The organism is Campylobacter sp. RM5004 (genome assembly GCF_022369455.1).
Classification (GTDB): domain Bacteria; phylum Campylobacterota; class Campylobacteria; order Campylobacterales; family Campylobacteraceae; genus Campylobacter_E.
In genome coordinates, this window is record NZ_CP059599.1 from 183,144 (window position 1) to 202,681 (window position 19,538).

Consider the following 19,538-nt stretch of genomic DNA (forward strand, 5'->3'; position numbering starts at 1 on the left):
ATAGGAAATTAGATATTAGAATTTTTTATTTAAACTTCCAAAATGGCATAATAATGAAAAAATTATACACATAACACAAGCAAATAAAAGCATATAAAGACCAGCATTCCAGCCAAATGCATCAACAATTTTTCCTAAAACCATAGTTCCTAATGAGGCTCCAACAACATAACTCATAAAGCCACGAAGTCCAACACAAGAACCCACAGCAAAGGCAGGAACCACTTCCATTGTTTGAACACTTGCTAAGAATTGCGGAACATATATTAAGCACCCTGCAGCAGCTGCAAAAAATATCGTGTAATAAATATTATCGCTTGTAAAATATCCAATAATCATAAAAAATATAATTGATACAGCTAAAATTGCAGGTGGCATTCTATGACCTTTGAATAATTTATCAGAAATAATACCTGCTAGCATTGTAGATGGTATCGCAGCCCATTCAAAGAATAAAAATGCAGTATGCATTTGCTCTTTGCTAAAACCTTTTACAGATAAAAGGTATATAGGAAGCCAATTAATAAGTCCAAATCTAATCATATAAACAAAAGTATCCATCCAAGCAACATACCAAGCATTAGGGTTTTTTAATACATATTGCACAAAGATTTCACGGCTACTAAGGTTGGTGCTTGAAGCTTGATTTTTAATATCTTCTTCATAGCCACGCATTTTATTGATTTCGCTTAATTCTTTTAAACCTTCATTTGCTGGGCTACCTTTTACGGCATATAAAACATAAATACTAATTAATATTGCCAAGATTGCAGGGACATAAAAATGATTTATTTTCCAATAATTTGCATTAAAATCAGCAGCGGCTATTCCTAATACAGGAGATAAAACTAAAATAGATTTAGAAATTATAGGAGCTACTAAGCCTCCGCCTATATTATGGCTTATGTTCCATATAGCAGTATAAATTCCACGCTCTTTTTTTGGATACCAATTAGCTAAAGTGATAAAGCTTGGGCCAACTCCCATTCCTTGAAATACTCCAAGAGCAATTACTGCTGCAACATAAGCATAAAGAGCATTGCAAAAACCTAATATTACATTGATTAAAGCACATAAAATAAGACCTAATGCCATATATCTTTTAGGGTCAGCCTTATCACTTAAAGCACTCATAACGCCTTTGCTAATCCCGTATGCTATAAGCATCGAGCCTGTTATAAGTCCTATTTCTGTATTGCTAACTGCTAAATCGTTTTTGATTAATGGGGTTGATAAGGTGATATTGTTTCTTACTAAATAATATCCCATATAACCAACAAAAACACCACTTAAAGAAAGTTTTCTATATTTATAGTAGGTGCTTAACAACTCTTCATCTTTGATTTTTCTATCTTTTTTGACAGGTTTTAAAAAAGATAACATAGTAAATCCTTTTAATAAAATTTTAATAATTTTATTTCAAGTTTTTTTAAAGAAAAATAAAATTTATAGATTTACCTTTAAAAAAATTTTTTATTAATATTGGGTTGTTTTTATGTTGTTTTAGACACAAGAATTTAAAATAGGAATTTGGTTTGTATATTTTATAAGCAAGATTAAGAAAGTTTTAAAACTTTCTTAGCAGCTTTCACACCTTCTTGCCATAATTTATGCCTTTTTAATACATATTTAGCATCAACTTTTCCACCAAACATAGCACCTAAAAGCGCTCTATTAGCCTTAAAAACAAAAGCAAATAAATGTATAAATATCCAAAAAATTATCAAAAACATTCCTATATTGTGTAGTAATGCTATCAAAAATAAAGAGTTTTCGCTAATCAAAACCCCTGCTAAATTTTTATAAGTTTTAATAAGCCCTGTGATTATTATAATAGCCATAATAATTACAAGTCCTAAATATGCAAGGCGTTGCTCTGGTAGATATTTTTCGCAAGGTTCTTCTTCTTTATTAAAAATTATTGCATAGATTAATTTTATGCTTTTTTTAATATCGCCTTTTTTTGGAAGCATTGAAAAATCTTTGCGTAAAATATAAAAAGTAATATGCAAAAACACAAAAAACATCAAGCTAATGCTAAAAATATAATGAACCATCAAGCTAATATAATAATCCGTGCTCCATGACATTAAAGGTAGCTTGTAAATCATATATCTTTTTGCGACAGGCATTTGCAAAATACCACTAAAAATCAATGCAAAAACACTAATCATTATTCCTAAATGTGTTATTTGATTAAATATACTTTGTCTTTTAATTTTCATTTTTCTTCCTTAGTAAAACACCTGCTAAAACCCCTGCAATAGGGCTTAATAAAACACTTTTAATTATTTTGTCATTACTGGTTATTTTGTTATTTACATCTACTTTCATATGTGCTATTCCTTGAGTGTTGTTTGCGTGTTTTTTGCTTATTGCTTCTTGAATTTTTTCAAACGAAATCGGCGATACATAAAAAGTAGCAGTTCCTCCGTTTTGTTTATCTCCATAAATATATGTGCCATTATCTTTAGCTAATTCTTTGTATTCTTGTGCTTTTTTTAAGGCTAGTAATTTTATTTCTTCTTTATTTGCATATATCATTGCGTTTTTAGGACAAGCACTCACACAAGCAGGGGTGCTAATATCAGCACATAAATCGCATTTATACATAACCCCACCACCTGCTAATTTGGGCGCTATTTTAAGATAAGCTCCAACTCCTGCTTGTCTTTGTGGTATGTGCCAAGGGCAAACATCTTTGCATTTTGCTCCACCAAAACAAACATTAGGGTTAATTTTAACAGCTGAATTATCTTTGCTAATTGCTCCAAACGGACATATTTTAAGGCAAGTTGGCTCATCACAATGCATGCAATGTCTTGGGATATTTATGTTTTTATTATCTATGTTTAATTTTTCAACATAGATGAAATTATAAGGATTTAGTCTATTTATCTCATCTTTTTTGTCTTGATAATCTTCATAAAATTTTTGTGGATAATAGTTTGGTATATTGCTTATTGGTTTAGGAAAGACATCTTTATTTTTTGTCTTACAAGCGCTTACGCATAAAGGTGTTTTAAAATCAGCACAACCATCGCAAAGGCTTAAATCAATTAGTTTTGCCTTTTTTTCTTGATTTGTATTTGCAAAAACCTTGCTTACACTAGCAATTCCTGCTATTTTTAAAAAATTTCTTCTATCTAAACTCATAATATTCCTTGTTTTTGATAAAGTATAAATATTTTTAAAAATTATGTATGTGATAAAGTTACAATGAAGAAAGTTGAAAATTTTTTAAATTCTATATTTACAAACGATGAGCTAATTAAAAAGTGTTTAGAAAAAGGCTTGTTTAAGACCTATAAAAAGGGCGATGATTTATGGCAATGCCAAGGGCTTATATTTATTATTGATGGAAGTATCAAAATATTTATTGATAATGGCATTAGAAAGATTGATATTTTTAATTTATCAAACGATGAATATTGTTTATTGTCTGCTTCTTGCGTGTTAAATAATATTAGTTTTGATGTGAATATTGAGTTTGTAAAAAACACTAGTGTATGGCTAATTCCTAGCAAAGATTTAGAAGAATTAAGCGAGAAATATTTAGAATTTAAGCAATTAAAATTAGATATTGTTTCAAAAAGACTTAGTGAAATTATGAGATTTTTAGAAGATTTTGCTTTTATGCCACTTGCAAATCGTGTTTTAAGATACATAAAGGATAATGCAAACAATAATGAATTAAAAATTACTCATGAAGAATTAGCAAGAGCTGTCGGTAGCTCAAGAGAAGTTGTAACAAAAATATTAAAAGAATTAAAAAGTGAAAATAAAATCACAATGCAAAGGGGAATTATTAGGATTTGTGATTAAAGAATTTGAAATAAGGCCTTGATAATGTTAGATTTAAAATCTAAATTCCTATCCCAAATTCTTTAAACATAAACCATTTTTCTAACCACACCACTAAAAATAAAACTATCTAAAAGAATTTAAAACAGGAATTTAATTTTTCATAATTATTTATATTATAAACTTCACATATAAATCCCTACCGACTATAAACCCCACTAAACCCTTATTTCCCAAGTATTTTCAACAATCAATTACCACTAGTCCATTTCAAATAAGTTAAAAACTTTTTCACTAATTTTCATTTTTTTCAATTTTTTTAAAAATTTTTTCTATGTTTAAGAATACTTTAAGTTTTGATGTATATAATTCAGGCTTTCGTTTGCATAACTTCAGGTTATCAAACTTGTTATTTTTAAATAGTTTTATTGTTAATTTTAAATATATCAATTATTTCAACGTCAATCTTTGATATCTAAACAAGTGATCAAGAGCCATTTAAAACTTTTAAATATTTATATTAAGTTTTAAATCATTCACTTCATTATTTTATTTATTTTTTAATTTTTTAAAATTAAAAAATAATCATTTAAATTATGGAGAGTTTGATCCTGGCTCAGAGTGAACGCTGGCGGCGTGCCTAACACATGCAAGTCGAACGATGAAGTCTAGCTTGCTAGACGGATTAGTGGCGCACGGGTGAGTAATGTATAGCTAACTTGCCCCTTACAAGAGGACAACAGTTGGAAACGACTGCTAATACTCTATACTCCGCTCTAACATAAGTTAGGGCGGGAAAGTTTTTCGGTAAGGGATAGGGCTATATTGTATCAGCTAGTTGGTAAGGTAATGGCTTACCAAGGCTATGACGCATATCTGGTCTTAGAGGATGATCAGACACACTGGAACTGAGACACGGTCCAGACTCCTACGGGAGGCAGCAGTGGGGAATATTGCTCAATGGGGGAAACCCTGAAGCAGCAACGCCGCGTGGAGGATGACACTTTTCGGAGCGTAAACTCCTTTTTTACAAGAAGAATACTGACTGTATTGTAAGAATAAGCACCGGCTAACTCCGTGCCAGCAGCCGCGGTAATACGGAGGGTGCAAGCGTTACTCGGAATCACTGGGCGTAAAGGGCGCGTAGGCGGAGTAGTAAGTTGGATGTGAAATCTAATGGCTTAACCATTAAACTGCATTCAAAACTGCTATTCTAGAGTAAGGGAGAGGCAGATGGAATTAGTAGTGTAGGGGTAAAATCCGTAGATATTACTAAGAATGCCAATTGCGAAAGCGATCTGCTAGAACTTAACTGACGCTAAGGCGCGAAAGCGTGGGGAGCAAACAGGATTAGATACCCTGGTAGTCCACGCCCTAAACGATGTATGCTAGTTATTAGAATGCTAGTCATTTTAGTAATGCACCTAACGGATTAAGCATACCGCCTGGGGAGTACGGTCGCAAGATTAAAACTCAAAGGAATAGACGGGGACCCGCACAAGCGGTGGAGCATGTGGTTTAATTCGAAGATACGCGAAGAACCTTACCTGGGCTTGATATCCTAAGAACCTTTTAGAGATAAGAGGGTGCTAGCTTGCTAGAACTTAGAGACAGGTGCTGCACGGCTGTCGTCAGCTCGTGTCGTGAGATGTTGGGTTAAGTCCCGCAACGAGCGCAACCCACGTATTTAGTTGCTAACAGTTCGGCTGAGCACTCTAAATAGACTGCCTTCGCAAGGAGGAGGAAGGTGTGGACGACGTCAAGTCATCATGGCCCTTATGCCCAGGGCTACACACGTGCTACAATGGCATATACAATGAGAAGCAATACCGCGAGGTGGAGCAAATCTATAAAATATGTCTTAGTTCGGATTGTTCTCTGCAACTCGAGAGCATGAAGCCGGAATCGCTAGTAATCGTAAATCAGCTATGTTACGGTGAATACGTTCCCGGGTCTTGTACTCACCGCCCGTCACACCATGGGAGTTGATTGTGCTTTAAGTCGGAATACTAAACTAGTTACCGCCCACAGCAAAATCAGCGACTGGGGTGAAGTCGTAACAAGGTAACCGTAGGAGAACCTGCGGTTGGATCACCTCCTTTCTAGAGTACACACTCTTTAACTCACACTAAAGAGTAGATAATAATTAACTAGCTCTTGAGAGCTTGTTTGGATATCAAAGGTTGAAATGAGTATTGATATGGGGAATTAGCTCAGCTGGGAGAGCGCCTGCCTTGCACGCAGGAGGTCAGCGGTTCGATCCCGCTATTCTCCACCATTTAAAACTTAAACAGAGCATTTAAGCAAATGTTCTTTCTAGGTTTTATTTAATTTAATTCTATTTTTATATATAGTTTTAACCTAGTGTTATTTTATTTATCAATGTTAAGAGTCACAAGCAAGTAATATAAAACAATTTCATAAGCTTGTTAAAGGTAATTAAGTCTTAATCTCTTTCTTAAATATTAAGAAAAAGTTTTTAAGCATCACAGCTTAGACGCTTTCCGTCTTGAAGGTTAAGAATGATTACATAAAAACTTTAGCAAGGAAGTAATGCGTTTTAGTAATACTAAAAACAATAACAATAATGCATGCAAATATATTTCAATTTTAATTGTAATAATATTTAACATTATTAATAAAGGTAAGCTAATAAGAGCGAATGGCGGATGCCTTGGCAGACAGAGGCGATGAAGGACGTACTAGACTGCGATAAGCTACGAGGAGCCGTCAAGGGGCATTAATTCGTAGATTTCCGAATGGGGCAACCCAATACATAGAGATATGTATTACCATATATGGAGCGAACGTTGGGAATTGAAACATCTTAGTACCAACAGGAAAAGAAATCAATAGAGATTACGCTAGTAGCGGCGAGCGAAAGCGTAAGAGGGCAAACCACTAGTTTACTAGTGGGGTTGTAGGACTGCAATAAAGACTAAGCAAAGATAGTAGAACAAGTTGGAAAGCTTGAGCGTAGAGGGTGATACTCCCGTACATAAAATCTTTACTTTACTTAGCAGTATCCTGAGTAGGGCGAGACACGTGAAATCTTGTCTGAAGCTGGGTCGACCACGATCCAACCCTAAATACTAATGTCTGACCGATAGTGTACAAGTACCGTGAGGGAAAGGTGAAAAGAACTGAGGTGATCAGAGTGAAATAGAACCTGAAACCATTTGCTTACAATCATTCAGAGCACTATGTAGCAATACAGTGTGATGGACTGCCTTTTGCATAATGAGCCTGCGAGTTGTGGTGTCTGGCAAGGTTAAGCTAACGTGAAGCCGTAGCGAAAGCGAGTCTTAATAGGGCGATAAGTCAGATGCTGCAGACCCGAAACGAAGTGATCTATCCATGAGCAGGTTGAAGCTAGTGTAAGAGCTAGTGGAGGACCCAACCGACGGCCATTGAAACGGCTCCGGATGACTTGTGGATAGGGGTGAAAGGCCAATCAAACTTCGTGATAGCTGGTTCTCTCCGAAATATATTTAGGTATAGCGTTGTGTAGTAGCTATAAGGGGTAGAGCACTGAATGGGCTAGGGCATACACCAATGTACCAAACCCTATCAAACTCCGAATACTTATAGTGTAATCACAGCAGTCAGGCGGCGAGTGATAAAATCCGTCGTCGAGAGGGGAACAACCCAGACTACCAGCTAAGGTCCCTAAATCTTATTTGAGTGGAAAACGATGTGAAGTTACTTTAACAACCAGGAGGTTGGCTTAGAAGCAGCCATCCTTTAAAGAAAGCGTAATAGCTCACTGGTCTAGTGATTTTGCGCGGAAAATATAACGGGGCTAAAATAAGTACCGAAGCTGTAGACTTAGTTTTTACTAAGTGGTAGGAGAGCGTTCTATAGGCGTTGAAGATGTACCGGTAAGGAGCGTTGGAGCGTATAGAAGTGAGCATGCAGGCATGAGTAGCGATAATTAATGTGAGAATCATTAACGCCGTAAACCCAAGGTTTCCTACGCGATGCTCGTCATCGTAGGGTTAGTCGGGTCCTAAGCAAAGTCCGAAAGGGGTATGCGATGGAAAATTGGTTAATATTCCAATACCAACATTATTGTGCGATGGAAGGACGCTTAGGGCTAAGCAAGCTAGCTGATGGAAGTGCTAGTCTAAGGTCGTAGGTTGTTATACAGGCAAATCCGTGTAACGTTAGACCGAGAACTGAAAGGCTTTCTGAAGTCTTCGGATGGAAGGAAGAATTGCTGATGCCGTCGAGCCAAGAAAAGTTTCTAAGTTTAGATAATGTTGCCCGTACCGTAAACCGACACAGGTGGGTGGGATGAGTATTCTAAGGCGCGTGGAAGAACTCTCTTTAAGGAACTCTGCAAAATAGCACCGTATCTTCGGTATAAGGTGTGGTTAGCCTTGTATTAGGATTTACTCCGAAAGCAAGGAAACTTACAACAAAGAGTCCCTCCCGACTGTTTACCAAAAACACAGCACTCTGCTAACACGTAAGTGGATGTATAGGGTGTGACGCCTGCCCGGTGCTCGAAGGTTAATTGATGGGGTCAGCAGCAATGCGAAGCTCTTGATCGAAGCCCGAGTAAACGGCGGCCGTAACTATAACGGTCCTAAGGTAGCGAAATTCCTTGTCGATTAAATATCGACCTGCATGAATGGCGTAACGAGATGGGAGCTGTCTCAAAGAGGGATCCAGTGAAATTGTAGTGGAGGTGAAAATTCCTCCTACCCGCGGCAAGACGGAAAGACCCCGTGGACCTTTACTACAGCTTGACACTGCTACTTGGATAAGAATGTGCAGGATAGGTGGGAGGCTTTGAGTTATAGACGCCAGTTTATAATGAGCCATCGTTGAGATACCACTCTTTCTTATTCGGGTAGCTAACTAGCGTGAGTTATCCTCACGTAGGACAATGTCTGGTGGGTAGTTTGACTGGGGCGGTCGCCTCCCAAAAAATAACGGAGGCTTACAAAGGTTGGTTCAAAACGGTTGGAAATCGTTTGTAGAGTATAAAGGCATAAACCAGCTTAACTGCAAGACAAACACGTCAAGCAGAGACGAAAGTCGGTCTTAGTGATCCGGTGGTTCTGTGTGGAAGGGCCATCGCTCAAAGGATAAAAGGTACCCCGGGGATAACAGGCTGATCTCCCCCAAGAGCTCACATCGACGGGGAGGTTTGGCACCTCGATGTCGGCTCATCGCATCCTGGGGCTGGAGCAGGTCCCAAGGGTATGGCTGTTCGCCATTTAAAGCGGTACGCGAGCTGGGTTCAGAACGTCGTGAGACAGTTCGGTCCCTATCTGCCGTGGGCGTAAGAAGATTGAAGAGATTTGACCCTAGTACGAGAGGACCGGGTTGAACGAACCACTGGTGTAGCTGTTGTTCTGCCAAGAGCATCGCAGCGTAGCTAAGTTCGGATGTGATAAGAGCTGAAAGCATCTAAGCTCGAAGCCAACTCTAAGATGAATCTTCTCTTAAGGTCGCAGCAAGACTAGCTGCTTGATAGGTTGGGTGTGTAAGTGGTGAAAGCCATTTAGCTGACCAATACTAATAGACCGTCCGCTTACTTTAAATAAGCATTACTTCCTTGCTAAGGTTTATTACTTTAGTAAGTTTAAGAGTTTAAATTACTTGCTTTTAACATTGTTATTTAAGTTTATTAAAAACTAATAGATTTAAATAACAATGTCCGTGATTATACAAATGTGGTAACGCCTTGTCCCATCCCGAACCAAGAAGCTAAGCACATTGTGGGCGATGATACTGCACCTTACTGGTATGGGGAAAGTAGCTCGTTGCGGACTTGTTAAAATCTTTTTTAACTCCTTTCTTTTTAATAATAATTAATTTTACATATTTATTTTTTTAAATCAATTTTATATTTATTTATTTTTTTAAAAACGGGATAGGGCTAGAAGGTGTTTTTATTGCATTTTTCTGGTTTTTATGGTTGTTGTTTTTATTGAATTCTTTTTTTAATTTAATTTTTTAATTTAGCTACTATCTTTTTAAAAGGTTGGTGGTGAGTGCTAAATTATGCTTTAAGAATTTATATGGATTAGTTTTTGATAGTAAATTATAGAGATTATAATTAGTAAAAAGTTATATAAGGGAAATAAAATGGCATTTAAAGATGAGAAAGCTAGAAAAAGGTTTTTTGCTATAAAAAAGGCAAAGGAAGAAAATCAGTTAGATGAGCGATATATAAAATAATTTAGGTATGGTTTAGAGGTTTGGTAATAACATATAAAAAGCTAATTAAATAGGGTAAGTTATTTTAATTAGTTTGACGTTAATTATATATAAGTAATTAATAACTAATATCAAAAGAAATAAACTATTAAAAATAAAGTTATTAATTAAAATCATTGCAATCAAATTAAGTTAAAAAAACAAATAAATCACACAATAATATTTAAATACAATAAAGAATAATAAAAGCTAAAGAAGTTAAATGAGTTTTAGTGTTTAGTGTATTTATGAAAATAAAACTATATACAATATTTTCAAAATCTATATAATTTTATTAAATAATATGATATATTAAAAAATAATTCATGTATTTTTGATTTTATATATGAAATTAGTAGTAATCTTATAAATTGTTATAATAAAACTATCATTTATAAAAATATAGTAAATTTAATGGTTAACTTTTTAAATGTTTATATTTAGCAATTTTGATTCTTGAGAGATAGTGATAAACATATAGGATTTAGACTTTATGAAAATATAATCAATTTTTATATATTTTTTTATTTAATTCAAATAACAAGTTATTAAAGTATAAATTTAATAAACGAAATTTAAAAATTAAATTTCGTTTATTTTTTTTGTAAAGTAGGTATATAAATTATGCTATTTTATTAGCCACCAAAAGTTTGTTCTAGTGCTCTTATTATATCTTCACTAGCTTCTGCGTTTTCACCACCAATTTCTAATGCTATAGCTCTTGCACGATAATCGCTTGCTTGCTCTTTTAAATCGTGATAGGCTTGAGGATTACCAGCAGCATTTGCTCTTTTTTCAAGTTCTGCGGCTTTAGCTTTTAATTCTTTAATTCTTGCTTGTTTTGATTGTTTTGCTTGTGGAGCTTGTGTTAATTTTTTATATAAAGCACAACCATCTTGCCTGCCAGCCTTACAAGCTTTATTGCTAAAGTTGATTGCACTCTTTTTATCTTTTAACATAAGGGCTAAGTTTGCTGATTCAAAACATGCATAATAACTACTCACTCCGGATTGATTTGTAAATGGTTTTAGATTGCACACTTTATACATAATATCAATCATGCCAATTTTTCTAAATTCTTCTTCACTTCCATAGTCTGCTAAAATAGTAGCTCCAGCACAAGCACCAGCACTATTTGATTTAAGACATAAATTTTTAACTGTATTAAAATGATTAGAATTTATTAATTTTTTATTCCAGGCATCAAATATTTTATCAAGACATTCTGTTTGTTTATTTGAATTTTTACAAGTAGGCTCAATTTGCTTTATGTCAAAAGCAAATAAACTTAACCCTAGTGCCATAAATAACATTATTTTTTTCATAAAATCTCCTTATTTTTTTCAGTTTCTTATAAAATAATCTTCATCTACATATTTTTTAGGATTTTTGTAAGTTGCTTTATTTTTATCTGTGGTAATTGTTATGCTTTTTAATCCCGCTTTCATTTCTAGATTAAGACATTTAATCTTATACCATCTAGTTTCTCCTGCTTTTAAAACACCTTGATTTGGTGATTTTTCATAAATTTGTCTGGCATCTGACGTGCAATTAGCTACTTCTTTTGGTATATTTTTATTTACTTCTAAATTTAAAATTTCTATTTTTTCTTTAGCTGTTATACTAAACTCACATATAGAATAATCGTTCATTATTATATTATTGTTTACAACCGCGATTTCTGGATTATATCCAGTCGTAAAGCAATCACCATCTTTTACTGTTAAATAATTTCCACCAGTTGTGCTTTCAAGTTTAAGTTCTCCAGAGTTTGCAATACAAGCAAATAAAAGGCAACCTAATAATATTTTGTTTAATTTCATTTAAATCTCCTTAAATTATTTTTGTGCGATTTGATAAGTATTTTTTAGTTTTTTTAAAACTGGGAAAAACTCAGCGATAATATCTATAGTTTTATCTAGAGTTTTTGTTGTTTTTAGCTTTTGAGCTAATTTTTGTATATTTTCTTTTTCGCTACCCTCCTTTTCTAAAAGTGTTATGAAATCACTTTTTAAGATTTTTATTTTTTCTTTATTAAGTGTGTAGTCGGCTGTATCATTACAATGCTTTTTTAGTTTTGCTTCTATGAAGTTTCTTATAGCTTTATTTTCTATGGTAAATATATAGTGAGTTTCGTCTTCTTTTATATTTTTACTTGAAAGCTGTGATAAAAAGTCTAAAAATAAGCTTTCGTATTCACTAACATTCATAAATTTAACGCTTATATTTGCCCTTAAGGCATTTACTTTACTAGAGCTTATCTTTAAAAGCCTTGATAATTCGTCGTTTGATTTGTTTAGTAGTCTTTCTTCTTTATCTAGTAGGTATATAAGATAATCATACAAATCAGTTTTATTATACGCATATAAGCCATCTGTTTTAATTTTCTCAAAAATATTTTTTGATATTTCACACATAAAAATCCTTTATTTAAAATCAGTATAATACCCCCCCCCATTCTTAAAATTTGCTTAAATAATATTAGTATTTATTTTGATTTTATAGAGTTATTTAGCAGAATAGAACAAATCAGTTTGTGGTTAATCGCAGTTATTGTTATAGTTTTTTTATTAGTTTAATTTGTTATTGCATAAAACGTATAGTTAAAATTTTATAATTCCTAATTCAAATTCTAAAAAAAATTTTCACAGAATTTGAATTAGGAAATTGAAATTATTTAAACCATGATTTTATAGTATCAAATATGCCGTGTTGTTGTTCTTTCGCATCGTTTTTGATACCAAAACTCTCGTTTAGTTTTTCTAATAATTCTTTTTGTTCTGCGTTTATATGTTTTGGATACATAATGCTAAGTTGAACGAATTGATCGCCTGTTCTTCTTGTGTGATGATTTTTTACACCTTCGCCACTAATTTTTACAAGTTGTTTATCGCTTAAGCCAAATGGTATTTGAATGGTTGCTTCGCCTCTAATTGTAGGCACAATTATGCTAGAGCCTAGCGCTGCTTGAGTAAATAATATTGGCACATCAATATAAATATCATCGCCTTTTCTAATAAATCTATCATCTCTCGCAACTCTTAATTTTATATATAAATCAGAGCGTTCGTTTTTGCCAATTTCATTGCCTTTATTAGCACACTTTAGAGTAACTCCGTTATCTACTCCTTCAGGAATTGTTACTTCTAGCTCTTCTTTTTTGCTTTCTTGTCCGCTTCCTTGACAGCTTGAGCATTTATCTTTTATAACCTTACCTTTGCCCCCACAAGCATCGCAAGTGCTAACCATTTGGAAAAATCCTTGTCTAATAGCTACTTTGCCTTTACCATTACATCTTGAGCAAGTATGAGTTGTTTTACTTGCAGAACCTGTGCCATCGCATTTTACGCAACTTGTTTTGTATGAATAATTGATTTTCTTTTTGCAGCCAAATATTGCTTCTTTAAAGCTTAATTCAAGAGTTATAAATAAATCTTCATCAATTTCATCATCACTATCACCAAAACCACCAAAAATATCGCCAAAAATATCACTAAAATTTGAAAATCCACCGAAATCAAATCCACCAGCACCACCGCCGTTAATCCCAGCTTCTCCGTATCTATCATATCTAGCACGCTTAGCATCATCGCTTAGTGTTTCGTAAGCTACATTTATTTCTTTGAATTTTTCTTCTGCATCTTTATCGCCTTGATTTCTATCAGGATGATATTTTAAGGCTAGTTTTCTATAAGCTTTTTTGATTTCATCAGGACTAGCGTTTTTGCTAACTCCTAGAATTTCATAAAAATCACGCATTGTTTTCCTTTTGCAATTTATCGTTTATAAATTAAATATTGTTAGAATGAAAAGACTTTAATAAATAAAGGTGAAAAAATGATTAATGTAATGATGATTGAAGACGAAGTAGAATATGCTGGTCTTATTACTGAGTTTTTGGCAAAGTTTAACATTAAAGTGACTAATTTTAGTACTCCTGCAGAAGGTTTAGCAGCAGATATTAGTCAATTTGATTGTTTAATATTAGACTTAACTCTACCAGGAATGGATGGGCTTGAGGTATGTAAAGAAATTCGTAAAAAATATGATATTCCTGTTATTATTTCTAGTGCTAGAGGTGATACAAGTGATAAGGTTTTAGGACTTGGATTAGGAGCTGATGATTATTTACCAAAACCTTATGAGCCTACTGAATTACAAGCTAGAGTTTCATCACTTGTAAGAAGATATAAAAAAGCTATATTACCACCTGAAGAAGAGGTGAGCACTTTATTTAAAGTAGAGCATGAAAAACATGAAATTTATTATGATAAAAAACCACTTAGCTTAACACCTGCTGAATACGATATTTTAAGTTATTTAGTAAAAAGACATAGCTATTCGGTTTCAAGGGAAGAATTAGCTAGTAGCTGTAGATCTTTAAGGGAAAAAGACAGTAAAAGTTTAGATGTAATTATCGGAAGATTAAGAAATAAAATAGGCGATAGTTCAAAAGATCCTAAACATATATTTTCAGTTCGTGGCATAGGCTATAAGCTTATTGGCTAATGCGATTTACTTCAATTAGAGCAAAGTTAGTAACCATTTTTATAGTTAGTGTGTTGCTAACTTCTATAATTTCAGCAACTATTTTAAAATATACGCAAACAGCATTAAGATTAGAGAATGAAAGTAGGCTTTATTTTGCGATTTTAACGCTTGATAAGCTTTATTCTAGTGGCGTTGCTTCTCAAATAAATAAATACTTATTAGACATTGATTTTGAAGAAATTAATGATGAAGATTTTATTAACGAGATATATACAAGCACGGATAAGCCTATTGATATTAAGACAAATTTTGGTTTAGTAAGTGGTATAGTTTATGATAATAGATATTTTTTAAAGATTAATAATATTAAAAACAATACAACAAGAGTTTATGAAAATACCCACGATAGCAATATAACAAGTAATAATGTTTTGGTTTTAACTTTTTGTATGGTAGGTCTTTTTATATTATCTTTATTGTTTTGTTATTTTTTAATAGAACCGCTGCATCATTTAAAAAATCACATAATTAATTTATTAAACAATAGACCTAGTAATTTTGTATATGAAAAAAACAATGAAATAGGAATTTTATATAAAGAATTTAATAAAGCTATTAAAAAAAATAATGAATTAACAGTAGCTAGAAGATTTTTCTTAAGAGCAATTATGCATGAGCTAAAAACTCCTATTGCTAAGGGAATGTTTGCAGCAAGTATGCCAGAAAATGAAAAAAATAAAGAAATATTGTTAAATGTTTTTAAGAATATGAATAGTTTAATTAATGAACTAAAAAATCTAGAAGAAATCTTATCAAGCAATCATGATGTGGTTTTAGAAGAAAAAACTTATTCAACCTTACTAGAAGAATCTCTTAATGCTTTATATTTAGATGATTTAAGTGTAGTTGATGTAAAAATGCATGTTAATAAAAAGATTTTAGTAGATAGTTCTTTATTAGTTATTTTGATTAAAAATCTATTAGATAATGCTTTAAAGTATTCAAGTGAGCGTAAGTGTATTATAGAATTCTTTGCAAATGAGATAATAGTTAGAAATAAAGGCGAAGAACAAGATTTTGATGTTAATGAATATTTTAAGCCTTTTATAAGAGGTAAAAATACTGCAAATAGTTTTGGTTTAGGTCTTTATTTGATTAAATATATTTGTGATACTCAAGGTTATAAGATAGAGTATTTTTATACTAATGAATATCATAATTTTAAGGTAACGCTTGATACATTTTAATAATTTATGCAAAAGCATAGGAAAAATTCAAGGAATAGGCAAAAAAACTTCTTTAAAAATGGCTTATTATTTGTGTTATGAAAATAAAAATCTTTTAGAAGAATTAGTAAATTCTTTAGAAAACGCTAAAAAAAATATAAAAGAGTGCTCAATTTGTGGATGTTTAAGTGAAAATGAATTATGTGATTATTGTGTTAATTTAGAGCTTGATGAGATTATTTGTCTAGTAGAAAGCCCTAAAGATGTGTTTTTTATTGATGAATGTAATGTATATGAAGGAAGATATTTCATACTTTCAAAAATGAATGAATATTATTTAAAAAAATTAGAACAAATGATAATTAAGTTTGATATTAAAGAATTATTATTAGCTTATACACCAAGCGTTAGCACGGATACTCTTTGTTTTTATTTAGAAGATTATTTTAAGAATTACAATATGAAAATTAGCAAAATCGCTCAAGGTGTTCCTAATGGAATTAAGATACAAGATATTGATATTAATTCTTTAACCAGTGCTATTGTAAATAAGGTTAATTTTGATGCTTAGGGTTATTGTATTTTTTACTTTACTTGCGTGCTTTAGCGTTATTGTTAATAGCGTTAATGTTTATAATATGCTCAATAATGCTTATGAATTACAAGAAAATAAAGATGTAAAAAGCGAAGTTATAAAACAAGCAAAAACAATAGTAGATGAGATAGAAAAATATTCAAATACTTTATTACCTTCTGTAAATCATAATGAAAAATTAGAATTAATTAAAAAAGAAATTAATAAAATCAATTTTAATAAATATCAAGAAAAGGCTTATGCTTTTGATAGTTTAGGCTTTTATGTAGCACATTATTCAAAAGATTATGAAAACCAAAATATATTACAAGAAACAGATATTAATAATAAATTGTATGTAAAAGACTTAGTTGATAAAATTAATAATGAAGGTTTTACAGAAGCTAGTATTTTTTGGACTAATCATTCAATAAGACACATAATTACTTATATTAAAAAAGATGAAAACCTAAATATTTATTATGGTTGCACAATGGATTTAGATATTTTTAAAATAAATAAAGAAAATAAAAAAATCACTAGAAATGAAAATAATTTAATATTAATCAGTAGTTTTATAGTAATTATTATGATTTTATTTTTTAGCTTTTATCAATATAAAAAACGGAGAAAAGTATGAAAATAATTATTAAAATTTTATTATTAAGTGTTATTTTATTTGCAGAAGCTTTACCACCTAATGAAGTTTTTCAATTTCAGATTTCAAATTCTCCTGCCATAAAAACAATTAAATTAAACCTAGATTCTAGTGTATATTTATATAAAGACGAATTAAAAATTACTCATAATAACAATGATATTACAAAAGATATTGATTTAAAAAAGCCTATCTTAAAAGATAATGTTGAAGTATTTTTAAATCAAATTGAGTTTAATTTGCCTAATTTTATTTTAAAAGATAATGATAATGTAAAAATATTTTATTTAGGATGTTCAACTGAAGGTTTATGTTATCAGCCATTAGTTGCTTCTTTTAATTATCTTAACAATTCTTTTAGTTTAGAATATGCAAACAAAGAAGCAATTAAACTAAAAAAAGAAGAACAAAATGCTAAAAGTGAATATGAAATTCAGCTTTTAAATTCTTCATTTTTGATTAATATTTTAACATTTTTTATATCAGGTTTATTGCTATCTCTTACGCCTTGCACATTGCCTATGGTTCCTATAATTTCTAGTATTTTAGCTAAAAGCAGTGGTAAAAAACCTGTATTTTCAAGCATAGTTTATGTATTAGGAATGGCTCTTAGCTATACTATCGCAGGAGTTGTTGCGGCACTTTTAGGAAGTGGAGTTCAGGCGTTTTTTCAAAGTCCTATTGTAATTATTATTTTTTCTTTGATTTTTGTTTTTTTATCTTTATCAATGTTTGGGCTATATGAATTAAAAATGCCTAATTTTTTAGTAAATAAAATTAATCAAAAAAGCACAAATTTAAGTGGTGTTATAGGGATATTTTTAATGGGTGCTTTAAGCGCTTTAATTGTAGGTCCTTGTGTTGCAGCACCGCTTGCTGGAATTTTAATTTATATTGCAAATAGTAATGATGTTGTTTTAGGTGCTAGTGCTTTATTTGCTATGAGTATAGGAATGGGAATTCCACTTATTGCAATAGGTTTTGGTTTTAGATTTATAACTGGTGCTTGGATGCAATATGTTAATAAATTTTTTGGTTTTGTCTTGTTAACAATTGCTATATATTTCTTAGAAAGATTGTTTGATGAAACGATAACTAATATCCTATATGCAATTTTAGGAATTTGTTTTTGTGTATTTTTTGGTTTATTTGAGAGCTCAAAAAATAAAATTATGTTATTTTTTAAAGTTTTTTTAGTATTAATTTTAGTGTTTTCATTTATTTTATTAAATAATGTTTTTGGAAATTATGAAAAATATGAAATTGTAGAAGAAAAATTAGAATTTATTCAAGCTACAAATAAATTAGAGTTATCATCAAAAAATATAGTATATTTTACTGCTAGTTGGTGTGAAAATTGCAAGGTTATGCAAAAAACAACTTTTAAAGATAAAGATGTAATAAACGCCTTAAATCACTATAATTTAATTAAAATTGACCTTAGTAATCCAAATAAATTTGAGCAAGAAATGGCTGAAAAATACAAGATATTCGGACCACCTGTTTTACTAGTTTTAAACGATAAAGCAGAAGTGATAAAAAGAATAGTTGGTTTAGTTGATGCAAAAACTTTATTAAAAGAACTTAATTTTTAAAGCTAAAATTAATTTATTTTTGTATAATATGAGCTTTTATTTTAAGGAGATTTAATGCAAAGAACTTTATCGATCATAAAGCCTGATGCTGTTAAAAAGGGTGTAATAGGTCAAATTTTAAGTCGTTTTGAAGCTAATGGCTTAAGAATTGCAGCTATTAAAAAACTATATTTAACAAAAGAGCAAGCAGGAGAATTTTACGCAGTTCATAAAGAAAGACCATTTTATAAAGATTTAGTTGAGTTTATGACTAGTGGTCCTGTTGTTGTGTCTGTGTTAGAAGGTGAAAATGCAGTTGCTAAAAATCGTGAATTAATGGGAGCAACAAATCCTAAAGAAGCAGCAAAAGGAACAATAAGAGCAGATTTTGCTGAAAGTATTGATGCAAATGCAGTTCATGGTAGTGATAGTTTAGAAAATGCTAAAATTGAAATAGAGTTTTTCTTTAATAAACTTGAAATAAATTAAAATGAAAATTGCTTTTAGTAAAATTAATTCGGTAAAATACCCTTTTAAACTAGATTTTGATAATTTAGTTTTAGAAGGCTTTTTAAAAAGAAAAGATAATAAGTTGGTTACACTAGATGCAACTTTAGTTGGTAATGTTATACATTATTGTGATAGTTGTGCTGCTGAATTAGAAGTTGAAGTTAATGAAAAAATCAACTTAGATTTAAGCGATGGTGTATTTAAAGATAAAGAAAATGAATTAAGTGATACTATGGAATTTTATGATGGTGAAATAGACTTAATTGAAGTTTTAAAAAGCGAATTATCTTTATATTTAAGCGATTATTTTTATTGTCAAAATTGTAAATAAGGAGAATAACATGGCAGTTCCAAAGAGAAGAGTTAGTAAAACAAGAGCAGCGAAAAGACGCACTCATTATAAAATTGAGTTAGTAAGACCAGTAAAAGATAAAGACGGAAGCTGGAAATTACCACACAGAATTAATCCAACAACAGGTGAATATTAA

Annotated in this window: 16 protein-coding genes, 1 tRNA gene and 3 rRNA genes; 13 read left to right on the plus strand and 7 right to left on the minus strand. The window is 31.4% G+C overall.

Annotated features, from left to right (window positions below; all coding sequences use genetic code 11):
- Positions 1-15 precede the first annotated feature (15 nt).
- From AVANS_RS00950 to AVANS_RS00960, 3 genes are all read right to left on the minus strand, one after another.
- A complete protein-coding gene (locus AVANS_RS00950; protein ID WP_239817800.1) occupies positions 16-1,383 on the minus strand; it encodes an MFS transporter in 1,368 nt (455 codons plus the stop codon).
- 173 nt (positions 1,384-1,556) lie between these two features.
- On the minus strand, positions 1,557-2,225 hold the full coding sequence (locus AVANS_RS00955) for a cytochrome b/b6 domain-containing protein (protein WP_239817801.1): 669 nt from the start codon (positions 2,223-2,225) through the stop codon (positions 1,557-1,559).
- Positions 2,215-3,156 carry a 4Fe-4S dicluster domain-containing protein gene (locus tag AVANS_RS00960; protein ID WP_239817802.1) on the minus strand — a complete coding sequence of 314 codons (942 nt, stop codon included), beginning with the start codon at positions 3,154-3,156 and terminating at the stop codon, positions 2,215-2,217. Before AVANS_RS00960 ends, AVANS_RS00955 begins: the two co-directional genes overlap by 11 nt.
- A gap of 63 nt (positions 3,157-3,219) precedes the next feature.
- Between AVANS_RS00960 and AVANS_RS00965 the strand changes: the two genes are divergently transcribed.
- The 5 genes from AVANS_RS00965 (at position 3,220) to rrf (ending at position 9,590) form a co-directional block, all read left to right on the plus strand.
- The gene (locus AVANS_RS00965; RefSeq protein ID WP_239817803.1) at positions 3,220-3,825 is read left to right on the plus strand and encodes a Crp/Fnr family transcriptional regulator; all 606 of its coding nucleotides are present in this window, start codon (positions 3,220-3,222) and stop codon (positions 3,823-3,825) included.
- Between the two features lie 572 nt (positions 3,826-4,397).
- Positions 4,398-5,906, plus strand: a 16S ribosomal RNA gene (locus AVANS_RS00970).
- Positions 5,907-6,006: 100 nt separating this feature from the next.
- A tRNA-Ala gene (locus AVANS_RS00975) sits at positions 6,007-6,082 on the plus strand.
- 364 nt (positions 6,083-6,446) lie between these two features.
- A 23S ribosomal RNA gene (locus tag AVANS_RS00980) occupies positions 6,447-9,357 on the plus strand.
- Positions 9,358-9,473: 116 nt separating this feature from the next.
- Positions 9,474-9,590, plus strand: a 5S ribosomal RNA gene (rrf, locus tag AVANS_RS00985).
- Together the 16S, 23S and 5S rRNA genes with 1 tRNA gene alongside form the textbook arrangement of a ribosomal RNA operon.
- Before the next feature lie 1,062 nt (positions 9,591-10,652).
- Here rrf and AVANS_RS00990 read toward each other — a convergent pair.
- The 4 genes from AVANS_RS00990 to dnaJ form a co-directional block, all read right to left on the minus strand.
- On the minus strand, positions 10,653-11,342 hold the full coding sequence (locus tag AVANS_RS00990; RefSeq protein WP_239817804.1) for a hypothetical protein: 690 nt from the start codon (positions 11,340-11,342) through the stop codon (positions 10,653-10,655).
- Positions 11,343-11,360: 18 nt separating this feature from the next.
- A complete protein-coding gene (locus AVANS_RS00995; protein WP_239817805.1) occupies positions 11,361-11,840 on the minus strand; it encodes a hypothetical protein in 480 nt (159 codons plus the stop codon).
- A 15-nt stretch (positions 11,841-11,855) separates the two neighbouring features.
- The gene (locus tag AVANS_RS01000; protein WP_239817806.1) at positions 11,856-12,434 is read right to left on the minus strand and encodes a hypothetical protein; all 579 of its coding nucleotides are present in this window, start codon (positions 12,432-12,434) and stop codon (positions 11,856-11,858) included.
- A gap of 256 nt (positions 12,435-12,690) precedes the next feature.
- The gene (gene dnaJ, locus AVANS_RS01005) at positions 12,691-13,776 is read right to left on the minus strand and encodes a molecular chaperone DnaJ (RefSeq protein ID WP_239817807.1); all 1,086 of its coding nucleotides are present in this window, start codon (positions 13,774-13,776) and stop codon (positions 12,691-12,693) included.
- Between the two features lie 78 nt (positions 13,777-13,854).
- Between dnaJ and AVANS_RS01010 the strand changes: the two genes are divergently transcribed.
- Genes AVANS_RS01010 through rpmF form a run of 8 tightly spaced genes read left to right on the plus strand, consistent with a single transcriptional unit; the run spans position 13,855 to position 19,538 of the window.
- The gene (locus AVANS_RS01010) at positions 13,855-14,526 is read left to right on the plus strand and encodes a response regulator transcription factor (protein ID WP_239817808.1); all 672 of its coding nucleotides are present in this window, start codon (positions 13,855-13,857) and stop codon (positions 14,524-14,526) included.
- Positions 14,526-15,755 carry an ArsS family sensor histidine kinase gene (locus AVANS_RS01015; RefSeq protein WP_239817809.1) on the plus strand — a complete coding sequence of 410 codons (1,230 nt, stop codon included), beginning with the start codon at positions 14,526-14,528 and terminating at the stop codon, positions 15,753-15,755. Before AVANS_RS01010 ends, AVANS_RS01015 begins: the two co-directional genes overlap by 1 nt.
- A complete protein-coding gene (locus tag AVANS_RS01020; protein WP_239817810.1) occupies positions 15,742-16,305 on the plus strand; it encodes a recombination protein RecR in 564 nt (187 codons plus the stop codon). Before AVANS_RS01015 ends, AVANS_RS01020 begins: the two co-directional genes overlap by 14 nt.
- The gene (locus tag AVANS_RS01025) at positions 16,298-16,948 is read left to right on the plus strand and encodes a cache domain-containing protein (protein WP_239817811.1); all 651 of its coding nucleotides are present in this window, start codon (positions 16,298-16,300) and stop codon (positions 16,946-16,948) included. Before AVANS_RS01020 ends, AVANS_RS01025 begins: the two co-directional genes overlap by 8 nt.
- Positions 16,945-18,561 carry a protein-disulfide reductase DsbD gene (gene dsbD, locus AVANS_RS01030; protein ID WP_239817812.1) on the plus strand — a complete coding sequence of 539 codons (1,617 nt, stop codon included), beginning with the start codon at positions 16,945-16,947 and terminating at the stop codon, positions 18,559-18,561. The genes AVANS_RS01025 and dsbD overlap by 4 nt, the downstream gene beginning before the upstream one ends.
- A gap of 54 nt (positions 18,562-18,615) precedes the next feature.
- Positions 18,616-19,029, plus strand: a complete 414-nt coding sequence (ndk, locus tag AVANS_RS01035) for a nucleoside-diphosphate kinase (RefSeq protein ID WP_214116937.1) — start codon at positions 18,616-18,618, stop codon at positions 19,027-19,029.
- 1 nt (position 19,030) lies between these two features.
- Positions 19,031-19,381, plus strand: coding sequence for a hypothetical protein (locus tag AVANS_RS01040; RefSeq protein WP_239817813.1), 351 nt, complete (start codon positions 19,031-19,033; stop codon positions 19,379-19,381).
- 10 nt (positions 19,382-19,391) lie between these two features.
- On the plus strand, positions 19,392-19,538 hold the full coding sequence (rpmF, locus tag AVANS_RS01045) for a 50S ribosomal protein L32 (protein WP_239817814.1): 147 nt from the start codon (positions 19,392-19,394) through the stop codon (positions 19,536-19,538).